12 protein-coding genes are annotated in these 12,229 nt (G+C 60.9%); 7 read left to right on the top strand and 5 right to left on the bottom strand.

Annotation, left to right across the window (positions count from 1 at the left end; translation table 11 throughout):
* Nucleotides 1–11: 11 nt before the first annotated feature.
* Nucleotides 12–1,196, top strand: a complete 1,185-nt coding sequence (locus tag AC0Z42_RS23860; protein ID WP_485470635.1) for a GGDEF domain-containing protein — start codon at nucleotides 12–14, stop codon at nucleotides 1,194–1,196.
* 1 nt (nucleotide 1,197) lies between these two features.
* Here the strand turns inward: AC0Z42_RS23860 and AC0Z42_RS23865 are convergent, their stop codons facing one another.
* Nucleotides 1,198–3,177: a monovalent cation:proton antiporter family protein gene (locus tag AC0Z42_RS23865; RefSeq protein ID WP_485470636.1), complete on the bottom strand. Its 1,980-nt coding sequence runs from the start codon at nucleotides 3,175–3,177 to the stop codon at nucleotides 1,198–1,200.
* A 108-nt stretch (nucleotides 3,178–3,285) separates the two neighbouring features.
* On the opposite strand from AC0Z42_RS23865, the gene AC0Z42_RS23870 reads away from it, so the two are divergent.
* From AC0Z42_RS23870 to hpf, 6 genes are all read left to right on the top strand, one after another.
* Nucleotides 3,286–4,296 (top strand): KpsF/GutQ family sugar-phosphate isomerase, encoded by a 1,011-nt coding sequence (locus AC0Z42_RS23870; protein ID WP_485470637.1) that lies wholly within the window; start codon nucleotides 3,286–3,288, stop codon nucleotides 4,294–4,296.
* A 53-nt stretch (nucleotides 4,297–4,349) separates the two neighbouring features.
* The gene (gene lptC / locus AC0Z42_RS23875; protein WP_485470638.1) at nucleotides 4,350–4,955 is read left to right on the top strand and encodes an LPS export ABC transporter periplasmic protein LptC; all 606 of its coding nucleotides are present in this window, start codon (nucleotides 4,350–4,352) and stop codon (nucleotides 4,953–4,955) included.
* A gap of 18 nt (nucleotides 4,956–4,973) precedes the next feature.
* Nucleotides 4,974–5,552, top strand: a complete 579-nt coding sequence (gene lptA, locus AC0Z42_RS23880; protein ID WP_485470639.1) for a lipopolysaccharide transport periplasmic protein LptA — start codon at nucleotides 4,974–4,976, stop codon at nucleotides 5,550–5,552.
* A complete protein-coding gene (gene lptB / locus AC0Z42_RS23885) occupies nucleotides 5,552–6,310 on the top strand; it encodes an LPS export ABC transporter ATP-binding protein (RefSeq protein ID WP_485470640.1) in 759 nt (252 codons plus the stop codon). Before lptA ends, lptB begins: the two co-directional genes overlap by 1 nt.
* A 4-nt stretch (nucleotides 6,311–6,314) precedes the next feature.
* The gene (locus AC0Z42_RS23890) at nucleotides 6,315–7,793 is read left to right on the top strand and encodes an RNA polymerase factor sigma-54 (protein ID WP_485470641.1); all 1,479 of its coding nucleotides are present in this window, start codon (nucleotides 6,315–6,317) and stop codon (nucleotides 7,791–7,793) included.
* Nucleotides 7,794–7,862: 69 nt separating this feature from the next.
* Complete coding sequence (hpf, locus tag AC0Z42_RS23895) at nucleotides 7,863–8,222, top strand: ribosome hibernation-promoting factor, HPF/YfiA family (protein WP_065310093.1); 360 nt, start codon at nucleotides 7,863–7,865, stop codon at nucleotides 8,220–8,222.
* 81 nt (nucleotides 8,223–8,303) lie between these two features.
* On the opposite strand, the gene rapZ is transcribed toward hpf, so the two are convergent.
* The 4 genes from rapZ to queF all read right to left on the bottom strand — a co-directional run bounded on the left by rapZ (nucleotide 8,304) and on the right by queF (nucleotide 12,112).
* Nucleotides 8,304–9,167, bottom strand: coding sequence for an RNase adapter RapZ (rapZ, locus tag AC0Z42_RS23900; RefSeq protein ID WP_485470642.1), 864 nt, complete (start codon nucleotides 9,165–9,167; stop codon nucleotides 8,304–8,306).
* A gap of 303 nt (nucleotides 9,168–9,470) precedes the next feature.
* Nucleotides 9,471–10,406: an HPr(Ser) kinase/phosphatase gene (hprK, locus tag AC0Z42_RS23905; RefSeq protein WP_034753337.1), complete on the bottom strand. Its 936-nt coding sequence runs from the start codon at nucleotides 10,404–10,406 to the stop codon at nucleotides 9,471–9,473.
* A gap of 36 nt (nucleotides 10,407–10,442) precedes the next feature.
* Entirely contained in the window at nucleotides 10,443–10,925 is a 483-nt protein-coding gene (locus AC0Z42_RS23910) for a PTS sugar transporter subunit IIA (RefSeq protein ID WP_308923602.1), read from the bottom strand.
* Nucleotides 10,926–11,269: 344 nt separating this feature from the next.
* On the bottom strand, nucleotides 11,270–12,112 hold the full coding sequence (gene queF, locus AC0Z42_RS23915) for an NADPH-dependent 7-cyano-7-deazaguanine reductase QueF (protein ID WP_485470723.1): 843 nt from the start codon (nucleotides 12,110–12,112) through the stop codon (nucleotides 11,270–11,272).
* Between the last annotated feature and the right edge of the window lie 117 nt (nucleotides 12,113–12,229).

The raw sequence follows: 12,229 nt of genomic DNA on the forward strand, positions 1-12,229 counted from the left end.
TCAAGGTTCATATGAGTCAACCGATATCGCCAGTGTCAGGCCAGCAGGGCAGCGATGCCAGGAGCGAGGCCGCAGCTATCACCCGCCTGGAAGCGGAAAACCAGGCCTTGCGCGCGCGCATGGCGTATTTGCTCGATCAGCTCGAACGCAACCACGACATCATGGGCCGCCACCAGGCGTTCGACCTTGAAATCGTTGGCGCCGCCACTTTTCCCGAATTGATTGGCACCATTTTTCGCACCTTGCCGGTGGTTTCCGAACTTGACGGCGTGACCCTGAGCCTGGTCGACGAGGGAGACGACATTCTGGTGGTGATGGAAAAGCTGGGTGTCGATTTCAGCCTCTTTCCGCAAATGCTGTTCGTGCAATTGCCTGAAGAGCTCGGTTTCAAGCAGGCCGCCGAAGGCGCGCCGCCCATGCCGCTGCTGGGGCCGTTCGATGCGGCCGTGCACGGCGCGCGCTTTCCGGCCAGCGACGTGGTGCTGCGCAGCGTGGCGCTGGTGCCCTTGCTGCGCAACAAGCGCCTGATTGGCAGCCTGAACCTGGCCAGCAGCGACAGCGCGCGCTTCACGCCGGCGCTGGGCACCGACTTCGTCAAGCACATGGCGTCGATTATCGCGATCTGCCTGGAAAACGTGATCAGCAATGAAATGCTGAAATATATCGGCCTGACCGATGCGCTGACCGGCGTCTATAACCGCCGCTATATCGACCGGCGCCTGCTCGAAGAGATCGCCCGCGCGCGGCGCCAGCAGTATTGCATCGCCTGCATGTATATCGATATCGACCATTTCAAGCGCGTCAACGACACCCACGGTCACCAGGGCGGTGACGAAGTGCTGCGCGAAGTTGCCACCCGCATCCGCCAGGAATTGCGCCGCTCCGATGCGCTGGGGCGCTTCGGTGGCGAAGAATTCGTGGTGCTGCTGATCGATGCGGACCTGGCCAGCGCTACTTTTGTTGCCGAGCGCATCCGCGCCAGCATCGCCGGCGCACCGTTCGAGTTGCCCGGCGCCGGGCAAGCGGGGGCCGTGCAAGCCTCGGTCAGCGTGTCGATCGGCGTGGCCAGCCTGCCGTCGCAATCGGATGACTTGCCGATCGAGGTGGTGGCGCAGCAACTGGTGGCGCACGCCGACCAGGCCCTGTACCAGGCCAAGGCAAATGGCCGCAATTTGGTCGTCAGCGCCTCGGCCTGATTTATTTCAGCAGCAGGGTTTCCGCTCTGGCTACCGCGTCGGCGCTGCCGCGCAGTACCACCACGTCGCCGCTGGCCAGCTGCGTCTCGGGCGTGACGGCAAGGCTGATGCGGCCGCGGCGAATGGTGGTGACCGCTGCGCCAGAGGTCGCCATGTCGATGCTGCTCAAGGGCAAACCGATGCAGCGCGCGCCGTCGCCGACGGTAACCGAATGCAGGCGTTCGAGTTCGGCGTCGTCGCCGGCGTCGCTGGCGCCATGGAAATAGCCGCGCAGCGAGGCATAGCGCTCTTCGCGCGCCGCCTGCACCCGGTGCACCACGCGGCGCAGCGGCACGCCCATCATGATCAGCGCATGCGAGGCCAGCATCAGGCTGCCTTCCAGCAGTTCCGGCACCACCTCGGTGGCGCCCGCCTCGCGCAGCTGATCGAGGTCGCTGTCGTCGTAGCTGCGCACGATGACAGGCAAGGTCGGCGCCAGTTCATTGACCATATGCAGCAAGCGCAGCGCCGCCGGCGTGTTGGCATAGGTAATCACGACGGCGCTGGCGCGGTAAATGCCGGCCGCCACCAGGCTTTCGCGCCGGCCGGCGTCGCCATACGACACATGGGCGCCGGCCAGCTGCGCTTCCTGCACGCGTTCCGGGTCCAGGTCCAGCGCATGGTATTCGATCTTTTCTTCCGTCAATAATGTCGCCAGGCTTTGCCCGCTGCGCCCGAAGCCGGCGATCAGCACGTGTTTCTGGGCCGCCATGGTGCGCGTGGCGATTTTCGTCAGCGCCAGCGACTGCATCATCCAGTCGTTGGCGGCCAGCTTCATGACGATCGCGTCGGACTTTGCAATGATCAGCGGCGCCATCAGCATCGACAGCACCATCGCCGCCAGCACCACCTGCACCACGAACGGGTCCATCAGCCTGATGCCGCCGGCCAGATTGAGCAGCACGAAGCCGAATTCGCCCGCTTGCGCCAGCCCCAGTCCGGTGCGCAAGGCCACGCCCTGGGAGGCTCCGAACAGCCTGGCCAGGCCGGCGATCAGGGCAAATTTCAGCAGCACGGGCGCGCACAGCAGCAGCAAGACGAGCCACCAGTTGTCCAGCACCACGCGGATATTGAGCAGCATGCCGACCGTGATGAAAAACAGGCCCAGCAGCACGTCGCGGAAAGGTTTGATATCCTCTTCCACCTGGTGCTTGAATTCGGTCTCGGAAATAAGCATGCCGGCAACAAAAGCGCCCAGCGCCAGCGACAGTCCGGCCCTTTCCGTGATCCAGGCTGCGCCCAGGGTAATGAGCAGCAGGTTGAGCATGAACAGTTCCTGCGAGCGGCGCTTGGCAACGATGGTCAGCCAGCCGCGCACCATTTTTTGCCCCAGGAACAGCAGCAGGATCAGCACCACCACCGCCTTGGCGCCGGCCCAGGCCAGCGTTTCGGCCAGGTTCTCGGAGTCCTTGGTCAGCGCCGGGATCAGGATCAGGAGCGGTACCACGGCCAGGTCCTGGAACAGCAAAATGCCGATGATCTTGCGGCCGTGCTCGCTTTCAAGCTCCAGCCGTTCTGTCAGCATTTTTGACACGATGGCGGTCGACGACATGGCCAGCGCGCCGCCGAGGGCAAACGCGGCCTGCCAGCTGAGGTGAAAATAGGCCGACAGATAGCGCCCGACGAACCAGCCGAAGACGACGGTGGCGACGATGGTGGTGACCACCTGCGCCATGCCAAGGCCGAAGACGATGCGCCGCATGGCAAGAAACTTGGGAAGGGAAAACTCGAGCCCGATGGAAAACATCAGGAAGACGACGCCGAATTCGGCCAGCGTATGGCTCGCTTCATTTTCGGCAGCCAGGCCCAGCGCATGGGGGCCGATGACGATGCCGACCGCCAGGTAGCCGAGCATGGGAGGCAGGTGCAACATTCTGAAAGCAACCACGCCAAGCACGGCGCTGCCGAGTAACATCAGGGTTAATTCTAGCGAGGAAAACATGGGTTGCCCGGGGTGATCAGTGGAAATCGTTGTTTGTTGTGACTGGCAAGTTTTTTGCTTTCCTAATTCGTTTATACTTTGGGGATGAGTGTAACCCATGAAAAAACAATGCAGAAAGCTTTTGATCGAAGTGACATGAAAGCGACAAGCGAGCGCGCCGTGACATTGGCCCGCACCACCTTGCAGATCGAGGCCGACGCCATCGTTGCGCTGCACGCGCGCCTGGCCACCGACGACAGCGTGGGCCGCGCCGTAGCCCTGCTGCTCGAATGCAAGGGCCGCGTGGTGGTCTCGGGCATCGGCAAGTCCGGCCATATCGCGCGCAAGATCGCCGCCACCCTGGCCTCGACCGGCACGCCGGCCATGTTCGTGCATCCGGCCGAAGCGGCCCATGGCGACCTGGGCATGGTCACTTCGGATGACGCTTTCATCGCCATCTCGTACTCGGGCGAATCGGCCGAACTGATGGCCATCATGCCGGTCGTCAAGCGCATGGGCGGCGTGCTGATCGCCATGACCGGCAAGCCGCAATCGAGCCTGGCGCAACTGGCCGACGTTCACCTTGATGTTTCGGTGGAAAAAGAAGCGTGTCCGCTGAACCTGGCGCCGACCGCCAGCACCACCGTCACCCTGGCGCTCGGTGATGCGCTGGCCGTCGCGCTGCTGGACTTGCGCGGCTTCAAGGAAGAAGACTTTGCCCGTTCGCATCCCGGTGGCGCCCTGGGCCGCCGCCTGCTCACGCATGTGCATGACGTGATGCGCAGCGGCGAGCGGGTGCCGAAAGTGCCGGCGGACGCCTCGCTGCTGCAGGCGCTCGAAGAAATGACGAAAAAGGGCATGGGCATGACGGCCGTGGTCGATGCCGAAGATCGCCCGGTGGGCGTATTTACCGATGGCGACTTGCGCCGCATGTTCGAGCGCGTGCAGGATTTCACGCAAGTGGCGATCCGCGACGTGATGCATGCCCAGCCGCGCAGCATCGCGCCCGAACGCCTGGCCGTCGACGCGGTGGCCGTGATGGAACAGCACCGCATCAACCAGATGCTGGTGGTCGACCTTGACGGCAAACTGGTCGGCGCCTTGCATATTCATGACCTGACGCAGGCCAAGGTCATCTGATGCCCGCTGTGCTGCCTGTGGGCGGCGGACGTTTTTTTTGAGAGTGAAACACTATGCGTAAGCCAGAAGGCGCCCATCGCTGGCGCATGATTTTTACCGTGCTGGGCGCCGTTGCGGTGGCGTTCGGCAGCTTCTGGCTGCTCGAAGTGATGAACAAGAGCAGCCAGGACGTCAGTGCCGGCAAAAAATTGGACGAGCCCGATTATTTCGTCACCAATTTCAGCCTGGTGCGCATGGACTTGCAGGGCAAGCCCAGCTATATCGTTTCCGGCGCCAAGCTCACGCATTACCCGGCCGATGACTCTTCCGATATCGACCAGCCTTTCGTGCGCAAGATCAGCCCGGGCGTGCCGCCCTTGAACATGACGGCCGAACTGGCGCATATCGACCAGGGCAATACGCGTTTGCAACTGTCGCGCAAGGTCGTGATCGACCGCGTGGCCAGTCCGACAACGCAGAACATGACGCTGAAAACCGAGGCGCTGACGATTTTCCCCGATGAAGAGCGGATGGAGTCGGCCGTGCCGGTCGACCTGCTGTCGGGGCGTTCGCATGTGACCGGCGTGGGCCTGAAGGCCAATAATGCCTCCAGCGTGGTGGAAGTGCCGAGCTCGGTGCGCATCGTGATTCCGCCGCGCAAAGCCGTGCCGGCCAAATAAATAAAAGGACACTATCAAATGAAAAAAATCTTGCTGCTCAGCCTGTTTTCCCTGGCCGTGATGGGCGCTGCCCATGCCGAAAAGGCCGATTCCGAAAAAGAAGCCGTCATCACCGCCCAGCGCGGCCAGGTCGACGACATCAAGCAGACCCGCACCCTGACCGGCGACGTGGTGCTGGTGAAAGGCACGCTGACCATGAAGGCGGGGCGCGCCCTGATCACGGAAGATCCGCAGGGCTACCAGTTCATCACCTTCTGGGGCGAAGCGGGCAAGCTGGCCACTTTCCGCCAGAAGCGCGACGGCGAAGGCGACCTGTGGGTCGAAGGCGAAGCGGAACGGGTGGAATACAACAACAAGACCGAAGTCGTGAAACTGTTTTCCAGGGCCAAGCTGACGCGCCTGCAAGGCACCAAGCCGACCGACGTGGCCAATGGCGCCTTCATTTCGTATGACAGCCGCAATGAATTATTCAATATGGAAAACAGCGACAGCGGCACCAGCGCCCCCGGCGCCGGCAGCGTGCGCATGGTGATCCAGCCGAAGAACAAACCGGCGGCAGACAAAACGCCCGCCGCGCCCGCGCCAGGGAAAAAATAATGAACAAGAATGAACGTTGCGGCAGCACCCTGATCGTGCGGGGACTGCAGAAAACCTATGGCAAGCGGCAGGTCGTGCATGATGTGTCGCTGCAGGTCGAATGCGGCGAAGTGGTGGGCCTGCTGGGTCCGAACGGCGCCGGCAAGACCACCTCGTTCTACATGATCGTCGGCCTGGTGCCATCCGACGGCGGCACCATCGATATCAGCGGCGTCGATATTTCCAGCCTGCCGATCCACCGCCGCGCGCAGATGGGCCTGTCCTACCTGCCGCAGGAAGCGTCGGTGTTTCGCAAGCTGACGGTGGAAGACAATATCCGCGCCGTGCTGGAAATCCAGACCGTCGACGGCCGCCCTTTGAAAAAGGCCGAGATCGAGGAGCGCCTCGACAAATTGCTGGCCGACTTGCAGATTGAAAAGCTGCGCGAAAACCAGGCGCTGTCGCTGTCGGGCGGCGAACGGCGCCGCGTGGAAATCGCGCGCGCGCTGGCCACCGACCCGCGTTTCGTGCTGCTCGACGAGCCGTTCGCCGGCGTCGATCCGATCGCCGTGATCGAAATCCAGCGCATCGTGCGGTTTTTGAAAGAACGCAATATCGGCGTGCTGATCACCGACCACAACGTGCGCGAAACGCTGGGCATCTGCGACCGAGCCTACATCATCAACCAGGGCTCGGTGCTGGCATCAGGCCGGCCCGACGACATCATCGCCAACGAGTCGGTGCGCCGCGTGTATCTGGGCGAACATTTCCGCATGTAAGCCGATGAAACAATCACTGCAGCTGCGCACCTCGCAGCACCTGGCACTGACGCCGCAATTACAGCAATCGATACGCCTGTTGCAATTGTCCACGCTGGAATTGCACCAGGAGCTGGAGCAATTGCTGACCGATAATCCCTTGCTGGAGCGTCTCGACGATCCGCTCGACCGTTCCTTGCGCCTGCTGTCCGATGGTGCCCTGAGTTCGACTGCTGCGCCAGGCGAAGCGCCGCCTGCGCCGCCTGGCCAGGAAGCGCCGGCGCCGGCGGCCGAAGCGGAAACGTTCGATGGTGAAGGCGGCGAGAGCACGGCCGCGCCCGAAGGCGGCGACAGCGACTGGAACGAGGCCAGCCGCGGCAAGGCGCCCGACGATGAGGATTCCCGCCCGCAACTGGAAGCCCATCATTGCACCTTGCGCGAACACCTGATGGAGCAGATGCGCGTGACCGTGCTGGAACTGCGCGACCGCGCGCTGGTCGAACTGATCATCGATGCGCTCGACGACAATGGCTACCTGGAGGAATCGCTTGACGATATCCTGGCGCGCCTGCCCGAGGAACTGGAAGTCGACGCCGACGAACTGCGCACCGCCTTGTCGCTGCTGCAAAGTTTCGATCCGCCCGGCGTGGGTGCGCGCAATGCGTCCGAATGCCTGGCGCTGCAGATCAAACGCCTGCCGCAGGTGGCGCTGGTGACGCGCCGCATGGCCTTGACCATCGTTGAAAAACACCTGGCCTGGTTTGCCCAGCGCGACTTCAACAAGCTGAAAAAAGCCCTCGATTGCGACGATGAAGACTTGCGCGAAGCGCAGACCGTGATTCGCTTGTGCAACCCGCACCCGGGCGCCGTGTTTGCGTCCGACGTGTCCGATTACGTGGTGCCGGACGTGGTGGTCAAGCGGGCCCGCAATGGCTGGCAGGTGTCGCTCAACAATGACGTGATGCCGCGCCTGCGCGTGAACGCCATGTACGCCAACCTGCTCAAGCAAGGCAAGGGCGAGGGCGGCATGGGCGCGCAGTTGCAGGAAGCCAAGTGGCTGATCAAGAACATGCGCCAGCGCTTCGACACCATCCTGCGCGTGGCGCAGGCGATAGTGGAACGGCAAAAGGATTTTTTCTCGCATGGCGCAGTTGCCATGCGGCCACTTGTGCTTCGCGAAATAGCTGATACACTGGGTTTACACGAGAGTACTATCTCGCGGGTAACAACCCAAAAGTACATGCTGACCCCGCATGGAATGTTTGAGTTGAAGTATTTCTTTGGCAGCCACGTCGCCACCGAAGCAGGAGGGGAGGCGTCATCGACGGCGATACGTGCCTTGATCGTGCAATTGACAGGAGCAGAGAACCCTAAAAATCCTTTATCCGACAGTAAGATTGCGGACATGCTGGGGGAACAAGGCATGGTGATTGCGCGACGTACTGTTGCCAAATACCGGGAAGCGTTGAAAATTCCGCCAGTGAGTCTGCGTAAGTCTTTGTAGTTTTTTTCGGTTCCTCTGCGGGCCGGAACGATGGCCACCGCACGAACCCGATCATCTTTAGGAGTGTGTATGAATCTCACCATCAGCGGACATCATCTCGAAGTGACACCAGCCATCCGTGAATACGTACAAACCAAACTGGAGCGCGTGAAACGCCATTTCGATCACGTTATCGATATCGCCGTGATTCTGACCGTCGACAACCTCAAAGAGAAAGAAAAACGCCAGAAGGCCGAAGTGAATCTGCGACTGAGCGGCAAGACCGTCTACGTGGAAAGCCTGGCGCAAGACCTGTATGCCGCGATCGACAGCCTGATCGACAAGCTGGACCGGCAAGTGATGAAGTACAAAACCAAAGTGCAAGGGCACGGTAAAGAGGCGATCAAGCATCTGCCAGACAACACTCCTGAAGAAGCCGCCGCCGTCTAGGCCTGCCGCTCCGGATTGTTGTGATCAACTAAGGGCGCGCTGTGTTTACTTCGCGCCCTTTTTTGCGCCCATTTTTCCGGCTCAGCTACGCTCGCGGTGGCGCAGCACGACCCGTTCGCGGTCGGCAAAATACTGCGCCAGGTGTTCCGCCATATATACCGAACGGTGCTGGCCACCGGTGCAGCCGAGCGCCACCGTCAGATAGCTGCGGTTGTCGGACTTGAACGACGGCAGCCACTTTTCCACGAAATTGCGGATATCGGCAAACAGTTCCAGGGCGCTGGGCTGGGCATCGAGAAAAGCGATCACCGGCGCGTCGCGGCCATCGAGCGGGCGCAGCGCCAGGTCGTAATACGGATTGGGCAGGGCCCGCACGTCAAACACGAAGTCGGCGTCCAGCGGCACGCCCAGCTTGAAGGCGAACGATTCGAAGAACAGGGTCAGCGGCGCGCGTTCGGAGGCGACGATATCCTTGATCCAGGCACGCAGCTTGTTGGCGCTCAGCTCCGAGGTGTCGATCACATGGCCCAGTTGCTGTATCGCCGACAGCCGCTCGCGCTCTTCCGAGATGCATTCGATCAGCGTGCGGCGGCTGGCCGGATTCTCGCCTGGAAGCAATTCATGCGACAAAGGATGACTGCGTCGCGTTTCCGAAAAGCGCGCCACCAGGGAATGCGTGGTGGCGGTCAGAAACAGCACCTTGACGTCATGCCCCTGCGCACGCAGCAGTGCCACATTGTGCGGCAGGCTAGTCAGCGATTCCGCACTGCGTGCATCGACCGCCACGCCGAGCCTGTTGGTGCCTTCGTCGAGCAAGGTTTGCACCAGGCTCGGCAACAAAGCGGGCGGCAGGTTGTCGACACAGTAAAAACCGGTATCCTCCAGCACCTTGAGTGCAACAGATTTGCCGGAGCCGGAAATGCCGGTAAGTAGAATGATGTGCATAGGCGCGATCATACAATAAAGACTGCCTGCGCGTGCCGCGGCAATCGTCTTTACATTTTATTGCAATTGAATATGGAGGCTGCCCGCGGCCTCAGTCGCCACTCATGGCGAGTCGTTGGTGCAGCAGGGAATTCACGAAGCAGCGCTTCGTGCCTGCGTAACGGTTCGCCCTTGCAAGGGTGACCTCCTTGGCAACATTAATCGCCGCTCATGGCGAGTCATTGGTGCAGCAGGGAATTCACGAAGCACCGCTTCGTGCCTGCGTAACGGTTCGCCCTTGCAAGGGCGAACTCCTTGGCAACATTAATCGCCACTCATGGCGAGTCGTTGCCGCTCCATGAATTCCTGCAGCGTATCAATCCCGCGCAGCTGCAAGATGGTATTGCGCACCGCTGCTTCAAGCAGCACGGCGATATTGCGGCCGGCGGCGACGGGGATGACGACCTTGCGCACCGGCAGGCCCAGCACGTCTTCGGTGGGGAACAGGAAGGGCAGGCGCTCGACTTCTTCTTCCAGTGCGTTGCGGCGCACCAGGTGCACGATCAGTTTCAAGCGCATCTTGCGGCGCACGGCCGTTTCGCCAAAGATGGCCTTGATGTCGAGCAGGCCCAGGCCGCGCACTTCGAGCAGGTTCTGCAGCAGCGGCGGGCAGCGCCCTTCGATCATGTTGGGCGCGATGCGCGAAAATTCCACGGCGTCGTCGGCCACCAGGCCGTGGCTGCGCGAAATCAGCTCCAGCCCAAGCTCGCTCTTTCCCAGGCCCGAGTCGCCGGTGATCAACACGCCCACGCCTAGCACGTCCATGAACACGCCGTGCATGATAATGCGCTGCGCCAGCTTTTTCGACAGGTAGACGCGCAGGAAGTCGATCACTTGGGCAGCTGGCAGCGGCGTGGAAAACAAAGGGATATTCTGCTCGTCGCAGATGGCCAGGATGTCGGGCGGCGTTTCCAGGCCTTGCGCAATGATCAGCGCGGGCGGGCCGCCGGCAATCAGCTCGCCAATCACGTGGGTGCGCGTATTGACCTTCAGGCGCTGGTAGTAATTGATTTCCTGGTGGCCAAACACCTGGATGCGGCCCGGGTGGATCAGGTTCAAGTGGCCGACCTGGTCGGCGGCCGACGAGACGTCGCCCGAGATCAGGCGCTCGCCGCCGGGGAAGCCGGCAAACCAGCCCAGTTGCAGACTTTCGCGATTGTCGTCGTACAGGCGTTGTATCGTCAGCGGCGTTTGCAACATGGCAGTTTTCTTCAGGAGTGGATCAATTGCTGAAGTTTAACCTGCCGCTTGCAGACTGGGTTGCCAATTGACGATGCGCGAATGCACGGATTTCGGTTCCGGGTCGGTGGCCAGCGCCGTGCGGAAAGCATCGTCGGAAAACATTTCGGCGATTTCCGACAGGATTTCCAGGTGTTGCTGGGTCACATGGTCGGGAATCAGCAGGAAAAACAACAGGCTGACCGGCTTGCCGTCGGGTGACTCGAACGGAATTGGTTCGGCCAGGCGCACAAAGGCGCCAAGTGGCGCTTTCAGCGTCTTGGTGCCTTTGATGCGGCCGTGCGGCACTGCCACGCCATGGCCAAGACCCGTCGAGCCCAGGCGTTCGCGGGCGAACAGATTGTCCGACACGGTAGAGCGGGCGATGCCGTAGTTGTTTTCGAAGATCAGGCCGGCTTGCTCGAAAGCGCGCTTTTTGCTGGAGACTTCCAGGTCCAGGAGGACGTTTTCGAGGGATAGTATTTTGCTAAGATTAGTCATGACACTCAATGAAATGGTGCAATGCGCAGAGGGCTTGCGAGCCGAATTATAGGCCTGTTTTCGTGGCCTGTAACGCCAATTCTCAACAGTATAAGCTCGCTGCCGGCGCAGTGGGCACTCTGGCGGGGCAAGCAAGCATTTTATCAAAAAAATAACGCCAAAGCCAGTTAGCTATTTCTTGATTGAAAACGAAACTCCTGCCGGTTTTTCCGTCGCCGAATGCAGATTTTCCGACTTTTCAGCGTTTTGTGTTGCTTGCAGCAACGACGCTGGCGTTGTTTTAAAACACAGCCAGCATTCCTGGAAGCATCATTCTGCGCGCTTCCGGCGGCCATGACCAGTACTTATTGGCGCGCATTGCGCAGATTGCCTGGCATGTGGCCAGTGCTGAAGTTGCTGCGCCAGGGGTTGATGTCCAGGCCGCCGCGCCGCGTATAGCGTGCGTAGACGGACAATTTTTGCGGCTTGCACTGGCGCAGGATGTCGACAAAGATGCGTTCGACGCATTGCTCATGGAATTCATTGTGCTCACGGAAACCGATCAGGTAGCGCAGCAAGCTTTCCTGGTCGATCTGCGGGCCGGCGTACTCGATCTGCACGCTGCCCCAGTCCGGCTGGCCGGTGACCAGGCAATTCGATTTGAGCAGGTGCGATACCAGTTTTTCTTCCACCGGCGCCTCGTGCAGCGCCGCTTTCAACAACTGCGGCGATGGCGAATACTGGGTGATTTCCAGGTCCAGGCGGTCGAGCAGCACGCCGTCGAATTCGCCCATCTTGAGCTTGCCGAAGTCTTCCTGCAAGGTCAGTTCCACCTGCACCGGCGCGCCGAAGCCGTTCGACAGATCCTGTTTCAGCAGGGCCAGCAGCGCTTCCGGACTATCGAGTCTGGTTTGGTTGAACGAGTTCAGGTACAGCTTGAACGACTTCGATTCGATGATGTTGGGCGAGTCGGCCGGCGCGCTGACTTTCGCCACGGCCACTTGCGGCTTGCCGCGCTGGTTCAGCCACGACAATTCATAGGCGTTCCAGATATCGAGGCCAAAGAAGGGCAGGGTGCCGCGCAGCTCCAGCTCGTCGCGCTTGCCCTGGCGCGGAATCGGAAACAGCAGTTCAGGTGCGTAGTCGCTGCGGTAGGCCGAGCTTTTGCCCAGGGGTGACAGTTCGGCGAGATCAATGGTGGTGGTCATGGTGATGGCGTAAATTCGGTCAAGCACGAATGGTAGCCTATTTCAACCCAACGGCAAGGACCGGGGTCAGACCCGTTGGGTCTGACCCCAGCATTTGCAGTTGGGTTACTTCTCAAT

It is taken from the genome of Janthinobacterium sp. 1L-D-8-B-C4 (genome assembly GCF_057291295.1).

What these genes read in the sequence shown, in the direction of transcription:
- AC0Z42_RS23860 (WP_485470635.1), top strand. Translation starts at nt 12, where the DNA reads ATGAGTCAACCGATATCGCCAGTGTCAGGCCAGCAGGGCAGCGATGCC.
- AC0Z42_RS23865 (WP_485470636.1), bottom strand. Translation starts at nt 3,177, where the DNA reads ATGTTTTCCTCGCTAGAATTAACCCTGATGTTACTCGGCAGCGCCGTG.
- AC0Z42_RS23870 (WP_485470637.1), top strand. Translation starts at nt 3,286, where the DNA reads ATGCAGAAAGCTTTTGATCGAAGTGACATGAAAGCGACAAGCGAGCGC.
- lptC (WP_485470638.1), top strand. Translation starts at nt 4,350, where the DNA reads ATGCGTAAGCCAGAAGGCGCCCATCGCTGGCGCATGATTTTTACCGTG.
- lptA (WP_485470639.1), top strand. Translation starts at nt 4,974, where the DNA reads ATGAAAAAAATCTTGCTGCTCAGCCTGTTTTCCCTGGCCGTGATGGGC.
- lptB (WP_485470640.1), top strand. Translation starts at nt 5,552, where the DNA reads ATGAACAAGAATGAACGTTGCGGCAGCACCCTGATCGTGCGGGGACTG.
- AC0Z42_RS23890 (WP_485470641.1), top strand. Translation starts at nt 6,315, where the DNA reads ATGAAACAATCACTGCAGCTGCGCACCTCGCAGCACCTGGCACTGACG.
- hpf (WP_065310093.1), top strand. Translation starts at nt 7,863, where the DNA reads ATGAATCTCACCATCAGCGGACATCATCTCGAAGTGACACCAGCCATC.
- rapZ (WP_485470642.1), bottom strand. Translation starts at nt 9,167, where the DNA reads ATGCACATCATTCTACTTACCGGCATTTCCGGCTCCGGCAAATCTGTT.
- hprK (WP_034753337.1), bottom strand. Translation starts at nt 10,406, where the DNA reads ATGTTGCAAACGCCGCTGACGATACAACGCCTGTACGACGACAATCGC.
- AC0Z42_RS23910 (WP_308923602.1), bottom strand. Translation starts at nt 10,925, where the DNA reads ATGACTAATCTTAGCAAAATACTATCCCTCGAAAACGTCCTCCTGGAC.
- queF (WP_485470723.1), bottom strand. Translation starts at nt 12,112, where the DNA reads ATGACCACCACCATTGATCTCGCCGAACTGTCACCCCTGGGCAAAAGC.